18 protein-coding genes are annotated in these 19,642 nt (G+C 42.4%); 16 read left to right on the forward strand and 2 right to left on the reverse strand.

Annotation, left to right across the window (positions count from 1 at the left end; translation table 11 throughout):
• Positions 1 to 9 precede the first annotated feature (9 nt).
• The 8 genes from leuC to yihA all read left to right on the forward strand — a co-directional run bounded on the left by leuC (position 10) and on the right by yihA (position 10,653).
• On the forward strand, positions 10 to 1,425 hold the full coding sequence (gene leuC / locus HNR63_RS07770) for a 3-isopropylmalate dehydratase large subunit (protein WP_181520357.1): 1,416 nt from the start codon (positions 10 to 12) through the stop codon (positions 1,423 to 1,425).
• 12 nt (positions 1,426 to 1,437) lie between these two features.
• Positions 1,438 to 2,022: a 3-isopropylmalate dehydratase small subunit gene (gene leuD, locus HNR63_RS07775; protein ID WP_181520358.1), complete on the forward strand. Its 585-nt coding sequence runs from the start codon at positions 1,438 to 1,440 to the stop codon at positions 2,020 to 2,022.
• Between the two features lie 83 nt (positions 2,023 to 2,105).
• Positions 2,106 to 3,026, forward strand: coding sequence for a DUF3196 family protein (locus tag HNR63_RS07780; protein ID WP_181520359.1), 921 nt, complete (start codon positions 2,106 to 2,108; stop codon positions 3,024 to 3,026).
• Between the two features lie 101 nt (positions 3,027 to 3,127).
• The gene (gene tig, locus HNR63_RS07785) at positions 3,128 to 4,414 is read left to right on the forward strand and encodes a trigger factor (protein ID WP_181520360.1); all 1,287 of its coding nucleotides are present in this window, start codon (positions 3,128 to 3,130) and stop codon (positions 4,412 to 4,414) included.
• Between the two features lie 195 nt (positions 4,415 to 4,609).
• Positions 4,610 to 5,872, forward strand: coding sequence for an ATP-dependent protease ATP-binding subunit ClpX (clpX, locus tag HNR63_RS07790; RefSeq protein WP_085788737.1), 1,263 nt, complete (start codon positions 4,610 to 4,612; stop codon positions 5,870 to 5,872).
• A gap of 106 nt (positions 5,873 to 5,978) precedes the next feature.
• Positions 5,979 to 7,637: an ATP-dependent protease LonB gene (lonB, locus tag HNR63_RS07795; RefSeq protein ID WP_181520361.1), complete on the forward strand. Its 1,659-nt coding sequence runs from the start codon at positions 5,979 to 5,981 to the stop codon at positions 7,635 to 7,637.
• A gap of 113 nt (positions 7,638 to 7,750) precedes the next feature.
• Positions 7,751 to 10,072 (forward strand): endopeptidase La, encoded by a 2,322-nt coding sequence (gene lon / locus HNR63_RS07800; protein WP_181520362.1) that lies wholly within the window; start codon positions 7,751 to 7,753, stop codon positions 10,070 to 10,072.
• Positions 10,072 to 10,653 carry a ribosome biogenesis GTP-binding protein YihA/YsxC gene (gene yihA, locus HNR63_RS07805; RefSeq protein ID WP_021093847.1) on the forward strand — a complete coding sequence of 194 codons (582 nt, stop codon included), beginning with the start codon at positions 10,072 to 10,074 and terminating at the stop codon, positions 10,651 to 10,653. The genes lon and yihA overlap by 1 nt, the downstream gene beginning before the upstream one ends.
• A gap of 38 nt (positions 10,654 to 10,691) precedes the next feature.
• Here the strand turns inward: yihA and HNR63_RS07810 are convergent, their stop codons facing one another.
• A complete protein-coding gene (locus HNR63_RS07810) occupies positions 10,692 to 11,165 on the reverse strand; it encodes a LiaI-LiaF-like domain-containing protein (RefSeq protein WP_181520363.1) in 474 nt (157 codons plus the stop codon).
• Positions 11,166 to 11,341: 176 nt separating this feature from the next.
• Here HNR63_RS07810 and hemA point away from each other — a divergent pair, with 176 nt between their 5' ends.
• From hemA to HNR63_RS07850, 8 genes are all read left to right on the forward strand, one after another.
• Complete coding sequence (gene hemA / locus HNR63_RS07815; protein ID WP_181520364.1) at positions 11,342 to 12,676, forward strand: glutamyl-tRNA reductase; 1,335 nt, start codon at positions 11,342 to 11,344, stop codon at positions 12,674 to 12,676.
• Between the two features lie 12 nt (positions 12,677 to 12,688).
• Positions 12,689 to 13,504, forward strand: coding sequence for a cytochrome C assembly family protein (locus HNR63_RS07820; RefSeq protein ID WP_009361764.1), 816 nt, complete (start codon positions 12,689 to 12,691; stop codon positions 13,502 to 13,504).
• A gap of 21 nt (positions 13,505 to 13,525) precedes the next feature.
• Positions 13,526 to 14,452, forward strand: coding sequence for a hydroxymethylbilane synthase (gene hemC, locus HNR63_RS07825; protein ID WP_181520404.1), 927 nt, complete (start codon positions 13,526 to 13,528; stop codon positions 14,450 to 14,452).
• Positions 14,453 to 15,202 (forward strand): uroporphyrinogen-III synthase, encoded by a 750-nt coding sequence (locus HNR63_RS07830; RefSeq protein WP_181520365.1) that lies wholly within the window; start codon positions 14,453 to 14,455, stop codon positions 15,200 to 15,202.
• The gene (gene hemB / locus HNR63_RS07835; RefSeq protein ID WP_181520405.1) at positions 15,195 to 16,178 is read left to right on the forward strand and encodes a porphobilinogen synthase; all 984 of its coding nucleotides are present in this window, start codon (positions 15,195 to 15,197) and stop codon (positions 16,176 to 16,178) included. The genes HNR63_RS07830 and hemB overlap by 8 nt, the downstream gene beginning before the upstream one ends.
• A complete protein-coding gene (hemL, locus tag HNR63_RS07840) occupies positions 16,178 to 17,473 on the forward strand; it encodes a glutamate-1-semialdehyde 2,1-aminomutase (RefSeq protein WP_181520366.1) in 1,296 nt (431 codons plus the stop codon). Before hemB ends, hemL begins: the two co-directional genes overlap by 1 nt.
• A gap of 87 nt (positions 17,474 to 17,560) precedes the next feature.
• The gene (locus HNR63_RS07845; protein ID WP_085788745.1) at positions 17,561 to 18,478 is read left to right on the forward strand and encodes a LysM peptidoglycan-binding domain-containing protein; all 918 of its coding nucleotides are present in this window, start codon (positions 17,561 to 17,563) and stop codon (positions 18,476 to 18,478) included.
• A gap of 9 nt (positions 18,479 to 18,487) precedes the next feature.
• Positions 18,488 to 19,402, forward strand: coding sequence for a protein kinase family protein (locus HNR63_RS07850; protein ID WP_085788746.1), 915 nt, complete (start codon positions 18,488 to 18,490; stop codon positions 19,400 to 19,402).
• Here the strand turns inward: HNR63_RS07850 and HNR63_RS07855 are convergent.
• Positions 19,387 to 19,578, reverse strand: coding sequence for a hypothetical protein (locus tag HNR63_RS07855; protein WP_085788747.1), 192 nt, complete (start codon positions 19,576 to 19,578; stop codon positions 19,387 to 19,389). The two genes, HNR63_RS07850 and HNR63_RS07855, sit on opposite strands and share 16 nt — an antisense overlap.
• Between the last annotated feature and the right edge of the window lie 64 nt (positions 19,579 to 19,642).

Below are 19,642 nucleotides of genomic sequence, written 5' to 3' on the forward strand. Positions count from 1 at the left end.
GGGATTGAGGTGGCGCCAAAGACGATTATTGAAAAAATTTGGGATGAGCACGTTGTATACCGTGAAGATGGAAAACCGGATTTATTATATATTGACTTACATCTCGTTCATGAAGTGACATCGCCGCAAGCGTTTGAAGGATTGCGTCAAAAAGGAAGAAAAGTGCGCCGCCCAGATTTAACGTTTGCAACGATGGATCATAACGTTCCAACGGTCAATCGGTTTGTCATTGAAGATGAAGTGGCAAGAAATCAAATGACGGCATTGGAGCGGAACTGTCATGAATTTGGCGTTCCGCTTGCCGATTTAAACAGTCCAGAACAAGGCATTGTACATGTCATCGGTCCCGAACTTGGATTGACGCAGCCGGGAAAAACAATCGTGTGCGGGGATAGTCATACGTCGACACATGGTGCTTTTGGGGCGTTAGCGTTTGGCATTGGCACGAGCGAAGTGGAGCATGTGTTGGCGACGCAAACATTATGGCAACACCGTCCAAAAACGATGCAAGTGAACGTCACAGGCACGTTGGCACCAGGTGTATCAGCAAAAGACGTCATTTTAGCGATTATCGGAAAGTTTGGCGTTGATTTCGGAACGGGGTATGTGCTTGAGTTTACGGGTGATGTCATTCGTCGTTTTTCGATGGAAGAGCGGATGACGATTTGCAACATGTCGATTGAAGCGGGCGCGCGCGCGGGGTTAATTGCTCCAGATGATGTGACGTTTGCATATTTGCGCGGGCGAAAATATGCTCCAAAAGGAGAAGCGTTTGAACAGGCAGTTGAAAAGTGGAAACAGTTATGCACAGATGAAGGAGCGGTATATGACCGTGTCGTTCATATTGATGGAAATGAAATTGCTCCAACGGTTACATGGGGCACGACGCCTGCGATGAGTTCTCCGATTGATGGAACCGTCCCTCACCCAGAAGAGTTTGCGACAGAAACGGAGAGAAAGGCAGCTCAGTTAGCGTTGCAATATATGGGGTTAAAGCCAGGAACAAAAATGACAGATATTGCTATTCAACATGTGTTTATCGGATCGTGTACGAACTCACGCATAAGCGATTTAAGAGAAGCGGCACGAATTGTGAAGGGAAAAAAAGTTGCACCGGGCGTGAGGGCGCTCGTCGTTCCGGGCTCACAACAAGTGAAAAAACAAGCGGAAGAAGAAGGAATTGCTCAAATTTTTATTGATGCAGGTTTTGAATGGCGTGATTCTGGCTGTAGCATGTGCCTTGGCATGAATCCGGATACTGTGCCAGCAGGTGAGCATTGTGCTTCAACGTCAAACCGCAATTTTGAAGGGCGGCAAGGAAAAGGAGCGCGCACGCATCTCGTTAGTCCAGCGATGGCAGCTGCGGCTGCGATTTACGGACATTTTGTTGATGTGCGCACATTGTATAAAGAAGCGGTACGATAGGAGGAGAACGCGTTGGAACCATTCATTATTCATAAAGGAAAAGTAGCTGGTCTAGATCGTGCCAATGTGGATACGGATCAAATTATTCCGAAACAATTTTTAAAACGAATTGAGCGCACCGGATTTGGTCAATTTCTTTTTTATGATTGGCGCTATCTTCCAGACGGGACGCCAAACCCGCATTTTGAGTTAAATCGCCCTGAAAATGAAGGAGTAACGATTTTAGTGGCAAATGAAAATTTTGGTTGCGGTTCATCGCGTGAACATGCACCTTGGGCGCTTGCTGATTACGGATTTCGTGCCGTTATTGCTCCTTCATTTGCGGATATTTTTTATAACAATTGTTTAAAAAATAGTTTACTTCCAATTAAACTTCCAAAAGAAGATGTCGTGTATTTATTAAAACAAGCGGAGCGGCCAGATTATGAACTAACTATTTCTCTTGAACAACAAGTCGTTTTTGACGACGAAGGATTTACAAGCGCGTTTGACATCGACCCGTACCGAAAACAGCTTCTTCTAAAAGGATGGGACGAAATCGACTTAACGTTCGTATATGAACCATATATTATCGCCTATGAAAAAGCACGCTCTTGACGATTTGTCGAGGGCGTTTTTCGTTGAGTTTGTTCAAAAACATTGTTAAACTTAAAGGCAAATGTAAGCGAAGGTGAACGAATATGAAAAAACGAAAAGTCGTTCCACATCCATATGTAAAAGAGCGGTTGTTAACAGAAGGGATGAATGCGTTAAAAGAAAAGCGATATAAAGAAGCGTATACGTATTTAACACAATTAAAAGAGCTGCAACTTCACGATGATGATGTAGAAATGGCACTTGTCGTCTGTTTATTTGAAATGGGACATGTAGGAGAGGCAAAAGAAAGATGTGAACAACTGTTAGAGCGCGGCAGAGGGGATTGGACAGTATACATTTCTATGCTCGTTCATTTACAACAATACGATGAAGTTGTCGCAGTCATTCATAAACTCCAGCGAAAAGGAATCGATTGCACGCCTTTTTTACCACTTTTACAGTTTAGTGAAAAAATGATTCGGTCTCAGCACGAACAACGGGCAAAACAATACGAAGCGATTTTCGAAAGCGATCAATGGCCGAAACAGATGCGCACCCTTCACCAATTAGATTCGCGCATCGTTCCACACCTTGTTTCTATTTTTTCTCGTTATTTACATGACGAAATGAAACATCCAATTGTAAAAACGACGATGTTACGCATATTAAGGAAAGAACAAGTGATGGAGCCGATGACTGTAAAAAAATTTGGACAAACGATGACGGTTATTCCAGCCGAACTCGACGAACAAACACAAAAGCGTTGGATAGAACAAGTGCTTGATATCGTCGAACAAACATGGGCGACACAAAATCCAACGATGTATGAATGGTGCGAACAAATATGGTTTCGTTACATGGTTGTGACATACCCGTTTCTTCCAGAAGGCTCAGCACAACAATGGGCGACTGCATTATACACATATGTTGAGCAATGTGAAACAGGACAAACGGTATGGACAAATCCGCTCGTTGCCAAACTTTATGAAGCGGAAAAATTGTGGCTCTCTGTTGAAAGTATATAATTGTATGGTATAATATAATGGTTGTATTACACATAAAACCGTGTATGCCTACATATATGTAGTTCATTTACATGAATTTTTGAAGTTGGAGGGAAATAAACATGTCGGCGAAATGGGAAAAACTCGAAGGCAATCAAGGCGTTCTTACAGTAGAAGTAGACGCTGAAAAAGTGAACGAAGGATTAGATGAAGCGTTTAAAAAAGTAGTGAAAAAAGTACAAATTCCAGGATTCCGTAAAGGAAAAATTCCTCGCTCTTTATTTGAAAAACGTTTCGGCGTTGAATCGTTATACGCAGATGCGTTAGATATTTTATTGCCAGAGGCATACGCAAAAGCTGTTGAAGAAACAGGCATTGAGCCAGTCGATCGTCCAGAAATCGACGTCGAGCAAATGGAAAAAGGAAAAAGCTTAATTTTCACTGCAAAAGTGACTGTGAAGCCAGAAGTGACGCTTGGTCAATACAAAGGGCTTGAAGTAGAGAAATTAGATGATACAGTAACTGACGAAGACGTCGAACAAGAATTAAAACGTTTGCAAGAGCGTCATGCGGAGCTTGTTGTGAAAGAAGAAGGAACAGTAGAAAACGGTGATACAGTTGTCATCGATTTCGAAGGATTCGTTGACGGTGAAGCGTTTGAAGGCGGAAAAGCAGAAAACTATTCTCTTGTTATCGGTTCAGGTACATTCATCCCAGGATTTGAAGAGCAATTAATCGGCATGGCGGCTGGGGAAGAAAAAGACATTGAAGTGACATTCCCAGAAGAATATCATGCAGAGCAATTAGCTGGTAAACCAGCTGTGTTCAAAATTAAATTGCACGAAATTAAAGCAAAACAACTTCCTGCGCTTGATGACGAGTTTGCGAAAGACGTAGATGAAGAAGTAGAAACATTAGATGCGCTAAAAGAAAAAATAAAAGAGCGCTTAACAAAAGAGAAAAAAGAAGAAGCAGAAGCGGCACTTCGCGATGCGGTTGTTCAAAAAGCAACAGAAAACGCACAAATGGACATCCCAGAAGTGATGGTGAAAAACGAAACAGACCGTATGCTTCGCGAGTTTGAGCAACGTTTACAAATGCAAGGGTTAAACCTTGACTTATACTATCAATTCTCTGGACAAGATGAAGCGGCACTTCGCGAGCAAATGAAAGAAGAAGCAGAAAAACGTGTTCGTGTCACATTGACGCTTGAAGCGATCGTAAAAGCAGAAAACATTGACGTAACAGAAGAAGAAGTAGAAAAAGAACTAGAGGAAATGGCGAACCTTTACAGCTTATCGGTCGATAAGTTAAAAGAACTTTTAGGTACATTAGATGGCTTAAAAGAAGACTTAAAAATGCGCAAAGCAATCGATTTCCTTGTTGAAAACAGCAAAGTTGTTGCATAATGAGAAGAGAAAGAACAAGGTGCATCACGTGCCTTGTTCTTTCCACATATAGTTGCAGTAATGAAAGTTTTCTAACTTTTCGTGCACATTTACGTTTTTATTGGCATACTTTTAAAGATTTATGATAAAATGACGAATACATAACGTTTTTTCTTTTCGTGTACATATGATAGTAGGGAAATAAGGGGTGAAATCATGTTTAAATTTAATGATGAAAAAGGGCAGTTGAAATGCTCGTTTTGTGGCAAAACGCAAGAACAAGTGCGCAAGCTTGTTGCTGGCCCGGGTGTATACATATGCGATGAGTGTATTGAATTGTGTACAGAAATTGTGCAAGAAGAGCTTGGATCGGAAGAAGAAGTAGAGTTCAAAGACGTACCGAAGCCAAAGGAAATTCGCGAAATTTTAGATGAGTACGTCATCGGACAAGACGAAGCGAAAAAAGCGCTTTCTGTAGCGGTATATAACCATTACAAACGCATTAATTCAAACAGCAAAATTGATGATGTCGAATTAGCGAAAAGCAATATTTTAATGATCGGGCCGACAGGAAGCGGAAAAACATTACTTGCTCAAACGCTTGCTCGCATTTTAAACGTGCCGTTTGCAATTGCTGATGCGACATCGCTAACAGAAGCGGGATATGTCGGAGAAGACGTTGAAAACATTTTATTAAAGCTCATTCAAGCGGCAGATTACGACATTGAACGTGCAGAAAAAGGAATTATTTATATCGATGAAATCGATAAAATTGCGCGCAAATCAGAAAACCCTTCCATTACGCGCGACGTATCGGGAGAAGGTGTGCAACAAGCGCTATTGAAAATTTTAGAAGGAACAATTGCGAGCGTTCCCCCACAAGGCGGACGGAAACATCCTCATCAAGAGTTCATTCAAATTGATACAACGAACATTTTATTCATTTGTGGTGGGGCGTTTGACGGTTTAGAACCAATTATTAAACGTCGTCTTGGGAAAAAAGTGATCGGCTTTAGCTCAGATGTACAGGCGGAAGTTGAAGAAAAAGATTTGCTGTCGAAAGTGTTGCCAGAAGACTTATTAAAATTCGGATTAATTCCAGAGTTCGTTGGACGTCTTCCGGTCATTACGAGCTTACAACCACTCGATGAAGATGCGCTTGTTGATATTTTAGTGAAGCCGAAAAATGCCCTTGTCAAGCAATATGAAAAAATGCTCGAACTTGACGATGTCGAACTTGAATTTGAAGAAGAAGCACTTCGAGAAATTGCAAAACGTGCGATTGAACGAAAAACAGGAGCGCGCGGTTTACGCTCTATTATTGAAGGGATTATGCTTGACGTCATGTTTGAATTACCGTCGCGTGAAGATGTGAAAAAATGCGTCATTACGGCAGAGACGGTACGCGGAGAAAAAGCGCCGCTTCTCATTTTACACGACGGAACGATCGTCGAGTACGAACGAAAAACATCAGCGTAAATGGAAAAAGATCGATTTTCCGAATCGGAAAGTCGATCTTTTTTTGTTTATTTCCTTGTTTGCTCGGAGATACTATGCGTACAATACATATGCAGGAGGAACGGCCATGAATTGGACAAACATTGCGCTGCTTATTCAGTTGTTTTTCGGGATTATTATCGGCCTCTACTTTTTAAATTTATTAAAAAGTCAACGCACACAAAAAATTTCAATTGATAAAGAAGCACGAAAAGAGATGGAACAACTTCGAAAAATGCGTTCCATTTCATTAACAGAACCACTTGCTGAAAAAGTGCGTCCAAAAACGTTTGATGATATTGTCGGCCAAGAAGATGGAATGAAAGCATTAAAAGCGGCATTATGTGGACCGAATCCACAACATGTCATTATTTACGGCCCACCTGGTGTCGGAAAAACAGCAGCTGCCCGCCTCGTATTAGAAGAAGCGAAAAAAAATCCACTATCTCCATTTCGAAAAGATGCAGTATTTATTGAATTAGATGCAACGACGGCTCGATTTGATGAGCGCGGTATTGCTGATCCGCTTATCGGTTCTGTACACGATCCGATTTATCAAGGAGCAGGAGCGATGGGACAAGCCGGTATTCCACAACCAAAACAAGGAGCGGTAACGAATGCTCACGGTGGGGTGTTATTTATTGATGAAATTGGCGAGTTGCATCCGATTCAAATGAACAAGCTGTTAAAAGTGTTAGAAGATCGTAAAGTGTTTTTTGAAAGCGCATATTATAGCGAAGAAAATCCGAACATTCCAAACCACATTCACGACATTTTTCAAAACGGGCTGCCCGCTGATTTTCGACTTGTTGGCGCCACGACACGAACGCCAAATGAAATCCCGCCAGCTATTCGCTCGCGCTGTATGGAAGTATTTTTTAGGGAGTTAGAGCAAGAAGAAATTGCCCAAATTGTGAAAAAGGCCGCAGAAAAAGTAAACCTTCCGATTGAGGAACAAGCAGTTGATGAGCTTGCGATGTATGCTCGGAATGGACGAGAAGCGGTCAATACGCTACAAATCGCAGCGGGAATCGTCATTTCAGAGAAACGATCTAAAATTTTACGACAAGATATCGAATGGGTCATTCAATCAAGCCAACTATCACCGCGATATGAGAAAAAAGTAGGACAAGAAGCAAAAGTCGGATTAGTAAACGGATTAGCGGTTTACGGTCCAAATAGTGGAGCACTATTAGAAATTGAAGTTGCTGTATTGCCGGCAAAAGAAAAGGGAACGATCAATATGACCGGCATTGTCGAAGAGGAGCAAATTGGCGGACAAGGAAAATCCATTCGCCGAAAAAGTATGGCTCGTGGCTCGATAGAAAACGTCATTACTGTTTTACGTACACTTGGTGTTCCTGCCGATCAATATGATATTCACGTCAACTTTCCGGGGGGCGTTCCGATCGATGGTCCTTCGGCTGGTGTTGCGATGGCGATCGGTATTTACTCCGCCATTTATCGTTTACCGATTGATCCAATGGTAGCGATGACTGGGGAAATCGGTGTACATGGAAACGTGAAGCCTGTTGGCGGCATTTTTCCGAAAGTGAAGGCAGCAAAGCAAGCTGGAGCGAAAACGGTCATTATTCCGCGTGGCAATATGCAGTCGATTTTAAGACAAGTGACAGACATTGAGATTGTTCCTGTTGATCATATTAGTGATGTTCTTTCCTTTTTATTTCACGAACATGTCCGTTCTGTTCCGATGCGTCATCATTTACCAAAAACAGAACGAATGTGAAAGCAATCGGCTTCAACGGAGCGTTGAAGTCGATTTTTTACGATGAAAGATTTTACAAACGCTATAATGTACTATACAATAGGGCAATAGAAGTATGATGGAGGTGCGGGGTTGTGGCGAGAAAGAAAAATAAAGTCATTCCACTCTTGCCGTTAAGAGGGTTACTTGTGTTTCCGACGACAGTGTTGCATTTAGACGTTGGGCGGGAAAAATCGGTACAAGCGCTAGAAAAAGCGATGGTTGAAGAAAATCTCGTGTTGTTAACGTCGCAAAAAGATGTGCAAATTGATGATCCAGAGCTTGAAGATGTATACGAGATGGGGACGATTGCACGCGTGAAGCAATTGTTAAAGCTCCCGAACGGAACGTTTCGTGTGTTAGTGGAAGGAGTATCGCGTGGAAAAGTAGTCAAGTGGGTAAGTGAAGAGCCGTGCTATGTTGTGCAAGTGGAACCGTTTGTGGATAACGAAAAGGAAGATATAGAGTTTGAAGCGTTGCGTCGAACAATGCTCGAATATTTTGAGCAGTACATAAAGCTATCTAAAAAATTGTCTGCAGATATTTATACGTCTGTCATGGACATTCAGCAAGCGGGACGAATGGCCGATATTATCGCTTCCCATTTGCCGTTAAAGCTTGAAGAAAAACAACGGTTGCTTGAGGCGGTGGATGTAAAAGAACGCGTCCATCAAATCATTCAAATTCTTCATAATGAAAAAGAAATTTTACATTTAGAAAAACGAATTAGCCAGCGTGTGAAGCAATCGATGGAGCGAACGCAAAAAGAATATTATTTGCGCGAACAAATGAAGGCGATTCAAAAAGAGCTCGGCGAAAAGGAAGGAAAAGCGGGCGAAATCGATTTGTTGCGCGAAAAAATTGAACAAGCTGGGATGCCAGAACATGTGAAAGCAACCGCACTAAAAGAATTAGAGCGTTATGAAAAAGTGCCAGCTGCCTCTGCTGAAAGCGGGGTAATTCGTAACTATTTAGATTGGTTACTTGCGTTGCCATGGACGAAACAAACAGAAGATATTCACGATATTCATCGCGCGGAAAAAATTTTAAACGAGGAGCATTACGGGCTTGAGACGGTAAAAGAGCGCGTGTTGGAATATTTAGCTGTTCAACAATTAACAAATTCGTTACGTGGGCCGATTCTCTGTTTAGTTGGGCCACCGGGGGTTGGGAAAACATCGCTTGCTCGTTCCATTGCGAAAACGTTAAATCGACATTTCGTTCGCATTTCGCTCGGTGGCGTGCGTGATGAATCGGAAATTCGTGGTCATCGCCGCACGTACGTTGGCGCTTTACCAGGTCGAATTATTCAAGGAATGAAAAAAGCGGGAACGATTAACCCTGTATTTTTGCTTGATGAAATTGATAAAATGTCAAGCGATTTTCGCGGTGATCCGTCTGCAGCGTTATTGGAAGTGTTGGATCCAGAACAAAACCATTCGTTTAGCGATCATTACATTGAGGAGCCATACGATTTATCAAAAGTGATGTTTATTGCGACAGCAAATACGCTCGCGACAATTCCGCGTCCGTTGTTAGATCGCATGGAAGTTATTACAATTCCAAGTTATACAGAAATCGAAAAGCTGCATATTGCAAAAGAACATTTATTGCCAAAGCAAATGGAAGCGCACGGCTTACAAAAACGAATGCTCCATATGCGCGATGATGCGATTATGCAAGTCATTCGTTATTATACGCGTGAAGCAGGTGTGCGCAACTTAGAACGTCAGCTTGCTTCCATTTGCCGTAAAGCAGCGAAAACAATCGTATCGGAAGGACGAAAACGAATTGTTGTCACAGAAAAAAATGTGAGCGAGTTTTTAGGAAAGCCGAAATATCATTACGGACAGGCGGAAAGTGAAGACCAAGTCGGTGTAGCGACAGGTCTTGCATACACAGCCGCTGGTGGAGATACGCTAGCGATTGAAGTGTCAATCGCTCCTGGAAAAGGAAAATTGACGCTTACCGGTCAATTAGGCGATGTAATGAAAGAGTCTGCTCAAGCAGCATTTACATACATTCGCTCAAAAGCAAAACAATTGGGGATTGATCCGGAGTTTCATGAAAAACTAGACATTCACATTCACGTGCCAGAAGGAGCGGTGCCGAAAGACGGTCCATCAGCAGGAATTACGATGGCAACAGCACTAATTTCCGCATTAATAGGAAAACCGGTCAGCCGCTTTGTCGGCATGACGGGAGAAATTACGTTGCGCGGTCGTGTGCTTGCCATTGGCGGTGTCAAAGAAAAAGTATTAAGCGCTCATCGCGCGGGGTTGAAGAAAGTCATTTTACCGAAAGAAAACGAAAAAGATTTAGAAGATATTCCGGAGATCGTAAAAAAACAATTACAGTTTGTTCTTGTTTCACATATTGATGATGTACTTGAACATGCTTTGGTAGGTGGAGAATGATGAAAATTACAAACGTAGAAATGGTCATTAGCGCTGTGAAGCCAGAACAATACCCAGCAGGACAGCTCCCCGAGTTTGCGCTTGCTGGGCGCTCAAATGTCGGGAAATCATCATTTATTAACAAAATGATTAACCGAAAAAATTTTGCGCGCACATCATCTAAACCGGGAAAAACACAAACATTAAACTTTTATCGAATTAATGATGCGTTATACTTTGTCGACGTACCGGGATATGGATTTGCGAAAGTATCAAAAACCGAACGTGAAGCGTGGGGAAAAATGATTGAAACGTATTTTACGACGCGCGAACAATTGAAAGCGGCATTGTTGATCGTTGATTTGCGTCATCCCCCGACGAAAGATGATGTGATGATGTATGAGTTTTTAAAGCATTACAACATTCCAACGCTCGTCATTGCGACGAAAGCGGATAAAATTCCGCGCGGAAAGTGGCAACAACATGCGAAGGTCGCCAAAGAAACATTGCGCCTTATTCCAGATGACGAACTCATTATTTTTTCTGCAGAGACAGGTCAAGGGAAAGATGAAGCATGGGGTGCATTACAAAAATGGATGTAAATAAAAAATGTGGGTGAATGACCCACATTTTTGCATATTTACCCCTTTTTTACGAACAATAAGTACAATCCGAGCAAAATGAACGCCATCGGCCAAATGCGGATGAGTGAATCAAATGTCACGGACGTAAACACTTGTTGAAGACGATGTGAAAATAAAAAAATAATGGATAGCGCAAACAATAAAATGGTAGGAAGCAATGCTTGCTTTGTTTTTACATATTGTAACAACAACCCGAGTGAGATAATGAGCGTCAACACGCTTACATCATCTGGCCACGCTGAAAGGTGTGAAGCGAGATGGAAATGAATGCCGATCCCAGTAAACGCCACACCGGACAAAATAGCGGAGTAGTCTTTTCCGATATACGCTTGGCCTAAAAAAGCGATGCCGATAATAAACAGCAACGTTGGCCACGTATGGAAAGACGGAAAAAGTGAAAATCGCTCTAGTAAAAAGTACGTTCCAAAACCGATCAAAATAATGCCGGAAAAAATACCACGTTTTTTCATTGAAAATCCCCCAATTCCGTGCGACACTTAAAACAGCATCTGTTCACTAGTTTACTAAATGAACAGCATTTAAGAAAGATCGAAAGTTGTCAAATTGTATTCACACTTTATAAGGAAAAAACAAAATAGACGTGCTATAATGAAATGAGATGACTTTAAAATTCGGGGTGATGGGAATGTATGTCGTCGTTGTCAGCGTAAACTATCGTACAGCCCCTGTCGAAATTCGTGAGAAGTTGACGTTTAATCAAACGGAACTTGCTGAAGCGATGAAAGCGCTACAAAAGCAAAAAAGTATGTTAGAAAACGTCATCGTATCGACATGTAACCGCACGGAAATTTACGCGGTTGTCGATCAGCTGAACACAGGGCGTTATTATATAAAAACATTTTTAGCGGATTGGTTTGGGCTCGATAAAGAACAAATCGTTCCGTATTTGCACATTTATGAAGAGCGTGAAGCGATTGAGCATTTGTTCCGCGTCGCTTGCGGTCTTGATTCCATGATTTTAGGAGAAACGCAAATTCTTGGGCAAGTGCGCACAAGTTTTCTTTTAGCACAGCAAGAAAACACAATAGGCACGGTGTTTAAACAGCTATTTAAACAAGCGATTACGTTAGCGAAGCGCGCACATGCGGAAACAGAAATTGGTGCAAATGCGGTTTCTGTTAGCTATGCAGCTGTCGAGCTTGCGAAAAAAATTTTTGGCGATTTGAAAAATAAACACGTGCTCGTTTTAGGTGCTGGGAAAATGGGAGAATTGGCGTTGCAAAACTTGTACGGAAGCGGCGTCAAACGCGTGACAGTTGTGAATCGCACGTTTGAAAAGGCGCAACAACTTGCAGAACGATTTAACGGGGATGCTAAGCCGTTATCCCAATTGCAATGTGCGCTGTTAGAAGCGGATATTTTAATTAGTTCGACGGGCGCAAAGCAATACGTCATCACAAAAGAAACGATGGCAGTGATTGAAAAAATGCGCAAAGGTCGTCCATTTTTTATGATTGATATTGCTGTACCACGCGATTTAGACCCGGCGCTTGCTGAATTAGATAGCGTCTTTTTATACGACATTGACGACTTGCAAGATATTGTTGAAGCGAACTTGGTGGAGCGAAAAAAGGCAGCGGAGCAAATTGAGCGCATGATTGCTGAGGAAATGGACGAGTTTCAACAATGGCTGCATATGCTTGGTGTCGTTCCTATTATTGCAGCTTTGCGCGAGAAGGCGATGCTCATTCAAGAAGAAACGATGAAAAGTTTAGAACGAAAATTGCCACATTTATCAGAACGAGATAAAAAAGTATTAAACAAACATACAAAAAGCATCGTCAATCAATTGTTGCGCGATCCGATTTTGCGCGCAAAAGAATTGGCTGCAGAGGACAATGCAGAAGAAGCGCTTCAGTTGTTTATGAAAATTTTCAATATTGAACAACAAGTGAAGCAGCAACAAAAAGAGATGAGCTGTGTTCACGAGCGAGCAACAGAACCATCTTTTCAATCGTAAGGAAGATCATATATGTTTGACATGACGAGATGGTATGAACTCTCGCTTCTTTTACATGCATCGTCCGTTTTGTTTTATTTTATTGATTTTCTTCACCACAACCGGAAGGCAAACCGTATTGCTTTCGGGTTGCTTTCTATTGTTTGGGGGATGCAAACATTTTTCTTTTTTGCGAGAATGGTCGAAACAGGAAGATTTCCTGTTTTAACGCTTGCGGAGGGGCTGTCGTTTTATGCGTGGCTACTAATTACGTTATCGCTTGCGATTAACGGATGGCTGCGCGTTGATTTCCTCGTCTTTTTTACAAACGTATTAGCGTTTTTTATTCTTTCATTGCATACGTTCGCACCGACGCCGTACACCGTTGGCATTGCTGAACAACTCATGTCAGAGCTATTGTTTATCCATATTACGATGGCCATTTTATCGTACGGAGCATTTTCGATTTCATTTATGTTTTCGCTTTTATATTTGCTTCAATATGAGCTATTAAAGAAAAAAAAATGGGGAAAACGGTTATGGCGACTCGGCGACTTAGCGAAGCTTGACGATCTTTCTTATGTGTTAAACGGCGTCGGTGTGCCAGTTTTATTATTAAGTTTAATTTTAGGTATTGTTTGGGCATACATGAAAGTAGATCATTTCGTTTTATATGACGCAAAAGTGCTCGGTTCGTTTACTGTATTTGCAACATACAGTTTTTATTTATATAAACGAGCTGTCAAAGGGATACAAGGAAAAGAAATGGCGCTTTGGAATATCGGATCGTTTCTTATTTTGCTTATTAATTTCTTTTTGTTTGGCACGTTATCGCAATTTCACTTTTAACGACTGTTGGAGGAAAGCATGATGAGAAAAATCATTGTTGGTTCGCGCCGAAGCAAGTTAGCGTTAACCCAGACGAATTGGGTCATCGAGCAACTGAAACAGCTCGGTGCGCCATTTGAATTTGAAGTAAAAGAAATTGTCACAAAAGGCGATCAAATTTTACATGTGACGTTATCGAAAGTCGGAGGCAAAGGGCTGTTTGTAAAAGAAATTGAACAGGCGATGCTAGATGGCGAAATTGATTTTGCGGTTCACAGTATGAAAGATATGCCGGCCGTTTTACCTGACGGATTAATGATCGGATGTGTGCCGAAGCGTGAAGATCATCGCGATGTGCTTATTTCGAAAGGGCATATTCCGTTTGAACAATTGCCAAGTGGAGCGATTGTTGGAACGAGCAGTTTACGCCGCTCGGCACAACTGTTAGCTGTCCGCCCAGACTTGAAGATTCAATGGATTCGCGGCAACATCGATACTCGTTTAGCAAAGCTACAAACAGATGAGTACGATGCGATTATATTAGCAGCTGCTGGTTTGCATCGCATGGGCTGGGCGAAAGAAGTAGTGACACAATATTTGCCGACTGACATATGTGTTCCAGCCGTTGGACAAGGGGCGTTGGCTATTGAATGTCGAGAAGATGATGCAGAGTTATTGCACTGGTTAAACAAGTTGACTGACGAGCAGACAGAACGCGCTGTTCGTGCAGAACGCGCATTTTTACAGCGCATTGAAGGCGGTTGCCAAGTTCCTGTGGCTGGGTATGCGTACGTGGATGGGGAGATCGTCGTGCTTACAGCGCTTGTTGCGACGCCGAATGGAACAGAAGTGTTAAAAGAAGTTGTGCGAGGAACAGAGCCAGAAGAAGTAGGCATGGAAGCGGCAAAGCGATTAATCGAACGAGGAGCGAAACAGCTCATTGAACGTGTGTTAAAGGAGCTGGGGTAAATGCTTCGGGGGAAACGGGTGCTTGTGACGCGCGAGAAAGCGCAAGCAAAAGCGTTATCGCAAACGTTAGAACGATACGGTGCGATTCCTGTGGAACTGCCGTTAATTCGCATCGTACGAGCGGAACAGACGGATCAGGAATTGTTGCATAAGTGGCATACGTTTGATTGGATCGTGTTTACGAGTCAAAACGGCGTCAAATACTTTTTCGAGCACATTGGCGAAATGAAGCCGCCAACGTGGCCAAAAGTGGCAGTGGTAGGAGAAAAAACAGCAAAAGCATTACAAAAACGAAACGTCGTTGTTGATTTGATTCCAAATGAGTTTGTGGCTGAAAGTTTGGCCGAAGCGTTAAAGCCGTTGCTTTCAGCGCATGCGCGCATTTTGCTTGTGAAAGGAAACTTAGCGCGCGACACGTTGCGCGAGCAATTAAGCAACATAGCGAACGTGACCGATTGGATTGTATACGAAACGACATACAACGAAGAAGCAAAACCACAACTCATTCATTTTCTTCAGCAACGAATGATTGATGCGATCACGTTTACAAGCTCATCGACGGTACATAGTTTTGCACAAGCGATCGCAGGGGAAAACGTTGACTTGTCTTTCGTCACAATCGCATGTATCGGTCCGATTACGAAACAAACTGCACTTCAGCTTGGACTTCCTGTTCACGTTTGTCCACATACATATACAATCGACGAGATGGTTGAACAACTTCATCAATATTTTACAAGGAGTGAATAATATGCAATTTGCACGTCATCGACGTTTGCGCCAAACGGCCAATTTGCGAGCTATGGTACGTGAAACACATCTCCATACGGAAGATTTCATTTATCCGATTTTTGTCATCGAAGGAGAAAAAATAAAAAATGAAGTGCCATCCATGCCTGGTGTGTATCAGCAGTCGCTCGATTATGCGCTTGAAGATGTGCGCGAAGCTGTTGACTTAGGCATTCGTTCCATTATCGTGTTTGGTGTACCAAATGAAAAAAATGACATCGCTTCGCAAGCATATTGTGAGCACGGCATCGTTCAACGTGCTATTCGTGCGATAAAGGATGCGTTTCCTGAACTTGTTGTTATTGCTGATACGTGCTTATGCCATTATACGAGCCATGGTCATTGTGGTATCGTAGAAAACGGGACGATTATTAATGACGATACGCTCGAATTGTTAGCGAAAACAGCAGTAAGTCAAGCGAAAGCCGGAGCGGACATCATCGCACCGTCCAATATGATGGATGGGTTTGTCACAGCGATTCGGCAAGCGTTAGATGAAGAAGGATTTACATATGTCCCGATTATGTCTTATGCGGTCAAATATGCTTCGGCATTTTACGGACCGTTTCGTGATGCCGCGCATAGCGCACCACAATTCGGGGATCGTAAAACGTACCAAATGGATCCTGCCAATCGTCTAGAAGCGTTTCGTGAAGCGCAAGCAGATGTGGACCAAGGAGCCGACTTTTTAATGGTGAAACCGGCACTGTCTTATTTAGACATTATTCGCGACTTGAAAAACCATTTCCATTTGCCGATCGTCGCTTACAACGTGAGCGGGGAATATGCGATGGTGAAAGCAGCGGCACAAAACGGTTGGATCGATGAAAAAGCAGTTGTACTTGAAATGTTAACGAGCATGAAGCGAGCCGGAGCGGACTTAATTTTAACGTATTTTGCGAAAGATGTTGCTCGTTGGCTAAAGGGGGAAAAGTGATGCGTAGCTATGAACGTTCCAAAGCGGCATATGCTGAAGCAGTGAAACTGATGCCTGGTGGGGTAAATAGCCCGGTGCGCGCATTTAAATCGGTGAAAATGGATCCGATTTTTATGGCGCGAGGAAAAGGATCAAAAATTTACGACATTGATGGAAACGAATATATTGATTACGTTTTATCGTGGGGACCGCTTATTTTAGGTCATGCAAACGATCAAGTTGTCGAGGCGTTAAAACGAGTAGCAGAAACAGGAACAAGTTTCGGGGCCCCAACGTTAATCGAAAATGAACTCGCTAAACTTGTGATGGAGCGCATGCCGTCCATTGAAATCATTCGCATGGTTAGCTCAGGAACGGAAGCGACGATGAGCGCTCTTCGTTTAGCACGGGGGTATACAGGACGAAATAAAATTGTGAAATTTGAAGGGTGTTATCATGGACATGGTGATTCGCTTTTAATTAAAGCCGGATCAGGTGTCGCGACGCTCGGCTTGCCAGATAGCCCGGGAGTGCCAGAAACGATTGCCCAACATACGATTACCGTCCCGTACAACGACTTACAAAGCGTACGTTATGCGTTTGAAAAGTTTGGAGAGGATATCGCAGCTGTCATTGTAGAACCTGTCGCTGGAAACATGGGAGTTGTTCCACCAGAGCCTGGTTTCTTACAAGGATTGCGCGATGTGACGAACGAATACGGTGCACTTCTTATTTTTGATGAAGTGATGACAGGTTTCCGTGTAGACTATTATAGCGGTCAAGGATATTATGGTGTCACTCCTGATTTAACATGTCTTGGAAAAGTCATCGGTGGTGGACTACCAGTTGGCGCATACGGTGGTCGTGCCGATATTATGGAGAAAATTGCGCCAAGCGGTCCAATTTATCAAGCGGGCACGTTATCGGGAAATCCGATGGCGATGACAGCAGGTTATGAAACGTTGCGTCAATTAACGCCAGAGACATACGAAGCGTTCAAGAAAAAAGCGAATCGGTTAGCGGAAGGACTAAGCGAAGCGGCAAAAGCGTATGGCATTCCACATACAATTAACCAAGCGGGCTCGATGATCGGCATTTTCTTTACAAATGAGCGTGTCATCAATTACGAAACAGCGAAAACATCCGATTTAGACTTGTTTGCTCGCTATTATCAAGAAATGGCGAACGAAGGCATTTTCTTGCCACCATCTCAATTTGAAGGCATGTTTTTGTCGACTGCGCATACAGATGAAGATATTGAAAAGACGATTGAAGCAGCGCGACGTGCGTTTGCAAAAATTAGCGATTGCCTATAAGGCGTCGCTTTTTTTATGCATACTTCTTTTTTCTCTCTCATACTCATAGTAATGTGAAATGACTTGGACGTTGAAGGAGAGATGAGCATGTTGCGTTTTTCAATTGAAGAAGCGATTGCCTTTCGACGTGAACATCACGTTGATCAATTATTATCCATTTCGCTACAGCCGACGATTACGATTGAGGAACAAGAAGATTATGTGTATATTCGCGGTGTGCTAGAGTTATCAGGAGAATATACGAAACGAGAAGAAGATGGAGAGGACGATCAACCGTTTGAAGCGGTTCGCTATGTGGAACATGTACGTATAAATGATGAACAAATTGGTGAATTTTTGCATCAATTCCCGATCGACGTCACTGTACCGAAAGAGAGAATTGATGACATTGAACAAGTATATGTAATGATTGAATCGTTCGATTATGATTTAAGGCAGCATGAATTACGTTTAATTGCAGAAGTAGCGATTCACGGCATTCAAATGGATCATGATCGCGAAGATGACGAATGGGAGCCGTACAACGTAGACGATTTCGAGCCGTTTGAAGCTGTTGCTCGGGAAGAAGTATATCAACAGGAAGAAACAGAAGAAGAACAAGGGAGTATCGTCAACGTTCCGAAATTTTATATGTTTCATGAAGAAAGCGAACAAGTAGAAGAACCGTCTTTTCAACATGAGCAAGTAGAAGATGACGGTGAAGTCGAACGAGCGGAAGAACAAAAAGAAGAAAAACAATCGTTTCAACTTGAAATGAAAGGGAGAGATACAAACGAAAAACGAAATGAAAACGCCTTATACTTAACAAAGCTATTCGGCAAAAATGAAGAACAGGCGTTTGCTCGTTTAAAAATTTGTATTGTCCAACAAGGTGATTCGTTGGACAAGATTGCCGAGCGATACGATGTATCTGTCCAACAGTTGTTGCGCACAAACCATTTAGAAAGCGGTGCGGATATACACGAAGGTCAGTTGTTATACATTCCAACGCCAAGTAAAGTGTAAAAGGGTTGCATGATGATGCAAACGGTGCAACAACATAAGAATGTAGAAAGATGGAAAACGACAAATGGAACATATGCGCTTAAACGAGTGAAATCTTTGGCACATTGGCAGGCGATTGAGCAAGCCCATCGCTTACGCATACCGCTCGCCATTCCGATTTATGAAATGAAAAAGCGAGATGGGCAATGGTACTATATTATGCCGTGGCTAAAAGAAAAAGCGGATCCGGGGTCGTCGTTTTTTCATGATTTGGCACGATGGCATAAACATTCGTTAAAAGAAATACAAACGATTGAAACAGAAATTGAGCGGTATTACGAAGAACGCAAACTTTCCCTTGAGGACGCTAAAAAAACATTAACTCATTATATAGAAACATGTGAAAAACAATGGTATATGTCTCCGTTTCAACTACAATGTTGCACTCATTTCCTCGACATCATGCGCGCCATTACATTTTCTGAACATACGTTAAATGAGTGGCGCGAGCGAATGCGGGAAAAAAAGACGGTTCGCATTTGTTATATTCACGGTCGTCCATCGTTTCAACATTACGTCGAGCGAGACGACGGAACATCATATTTTATTAGTTTTGAACAAGCGCGCTGGGCGCCTCCATTTCATGATTTACTTTTATTTTTTCGACAATATTTGCAAACGTATCCGATGACATGTGATGACGCTGTACAATGGCTTTCACAATATGAACAAACATTAGCGCTTGAAGAAGATGAGCGACTTTTATTTTTTCATTTACTTGTGGATCCACATCGGTTTGTTCGTCTTATTCATCGATACGAACAACAGCGACATCATCGACAAATGACAGCTGTTTGGCAACGAGCGTATTGGCAAATGAAAAACATCGAATATGTCATCGGAAAGTGGGAAGAAGAAAAGCAAACAAATCAAATCCAATCGTGATGTAAAGCGAATGAAAGAAAAATGAAAATAGCGAGTAAAATAACGTCGATTGTTGTTGGAAATAAAACGGTACGGATCGCTTGAACAACGGTAATCGGAATGATGCATTGTTCAGCAATAAAGCGAAGTTTTCTAAGCCACGGTGGCCAAGCGTACGGATTGTAACGTTTACGCATATGCTCACATCCTTTTTACACGTTTCGCTCCTTCGAGGGGCTTTTCTTTTTTTATCATATGTAT

Source organism: Anoxybacillus ayderensis (assembly GCF_013761015.1).
Classification (GTDB): domain Bacteria; phylum Bacillota; class Bacilli; order Bacillales; family Anoxybacillaceae; genus Anoxybacillus; species Anoxybacillus ayderensis.

What these genes read in the sequence shown, in the direction of transcription:
- HNR63_RS07820 (WP_009361764.1), top strand. Translation starts at nt 12,689, where the DNA reads ATGTTTGACATGACGAGATGGTATGAACTCTCGCTTCTTTTACATGCA.
- tig (WP_181520360.1), top strand. Translation starts at nt 3,128, where the DNA reads ATGTCGGCGAAATGGGAAAAACTCGAAGGCAATCAAGGCGTTCTTACA.
- lonB (WP_181520361.1), top strand. Translation starts at nt 5,979, where the DNA reads ATGAATTGGACAAACATTGCGCTGCTTATTCAGTTGTTTTTCGGGATT.
- hemA (WP_181520364.1), top strand. Translation starts at nt 11,342, where the DNA reads ATGTATGTCGTCGTTGTCAGCGTAAACTATCGTACAGCCCCTGTCGAA.
- hemC (WP_181520404.1), top strand. Translation starts at nt 13,526, where the DNA reads ATGAGAAAAATCATTGTTGGTTCGCGCCGAAGCAAGTTAGCGTTAACC.
- HNR63_RS07845 (WP_085788745.1), top strand. Translation starts at nt 17,561, where the DNA reads ATGTTGCGTTTTTCAATTGAAGAAGCGATTGCCTTTCGACGTGAACAT.
- HNR63_RS07850 (WP_085788746.1), top strand. Translation starts at nt 18,488, where the DNA reads ATGATGATGCAAACGGTGCAACAACATAAGAATGTAGAAAGATGGAAA.
- HNR63_RS07830 (WP_181520365.1), top strand. Translation starts at nt 14,453, where the DNA reads ATGCTTCGGGGGAAACGGGTGCTTGTGACGCGCGAGAAAGCGCAAGCA.
- clpX (WP_085788737.1), top strand. Translation starts at nt 4,610, where the DNA reads ATGTTTAAATTTAATGATGAAAAAGGGCAGTTGAAATGCTCGTTTTGT.
- yihA (WP_021093847.1), top strand. Translation starts at nt 10,072, where the DNA reads ATGAAAATTACAAACGTAGAAATGGTCATTAGCGCTGTGAAGCCAGAA.
- HNR63_RS07780 (WP_181520359.1), top strand. Translation starts at nt 2,106, where the DNA reads ATGAAAAAACGAAAAGTCGTTCCACATCCATATGTAAAAGAGCGGTTG.
- hemL (WP_181520366.1), top strand. Translation starts at nt 16,178, where the DNA reads ATGCGTAGCTATGAACGTTCCAAAGCGGCATATGCTGAAGCAGTGAAA.
- HNR63_RS07855 (WP_085788747.1), bottom strand. Translation starts at nt 19,578, where the DNA reads ATGCGTAAACGTTACAATCCGTACGCTTGGCCACCGTGGCTTAGAAAA.
- HNR63_RS07810 (WP_181520363.1), bottom strand. Translation starts at nt 11,165, where the DNA reads ATGAAAAAACGTGGTATTTTTTCCGGCATTATTTTGATCGGTTTTGGA.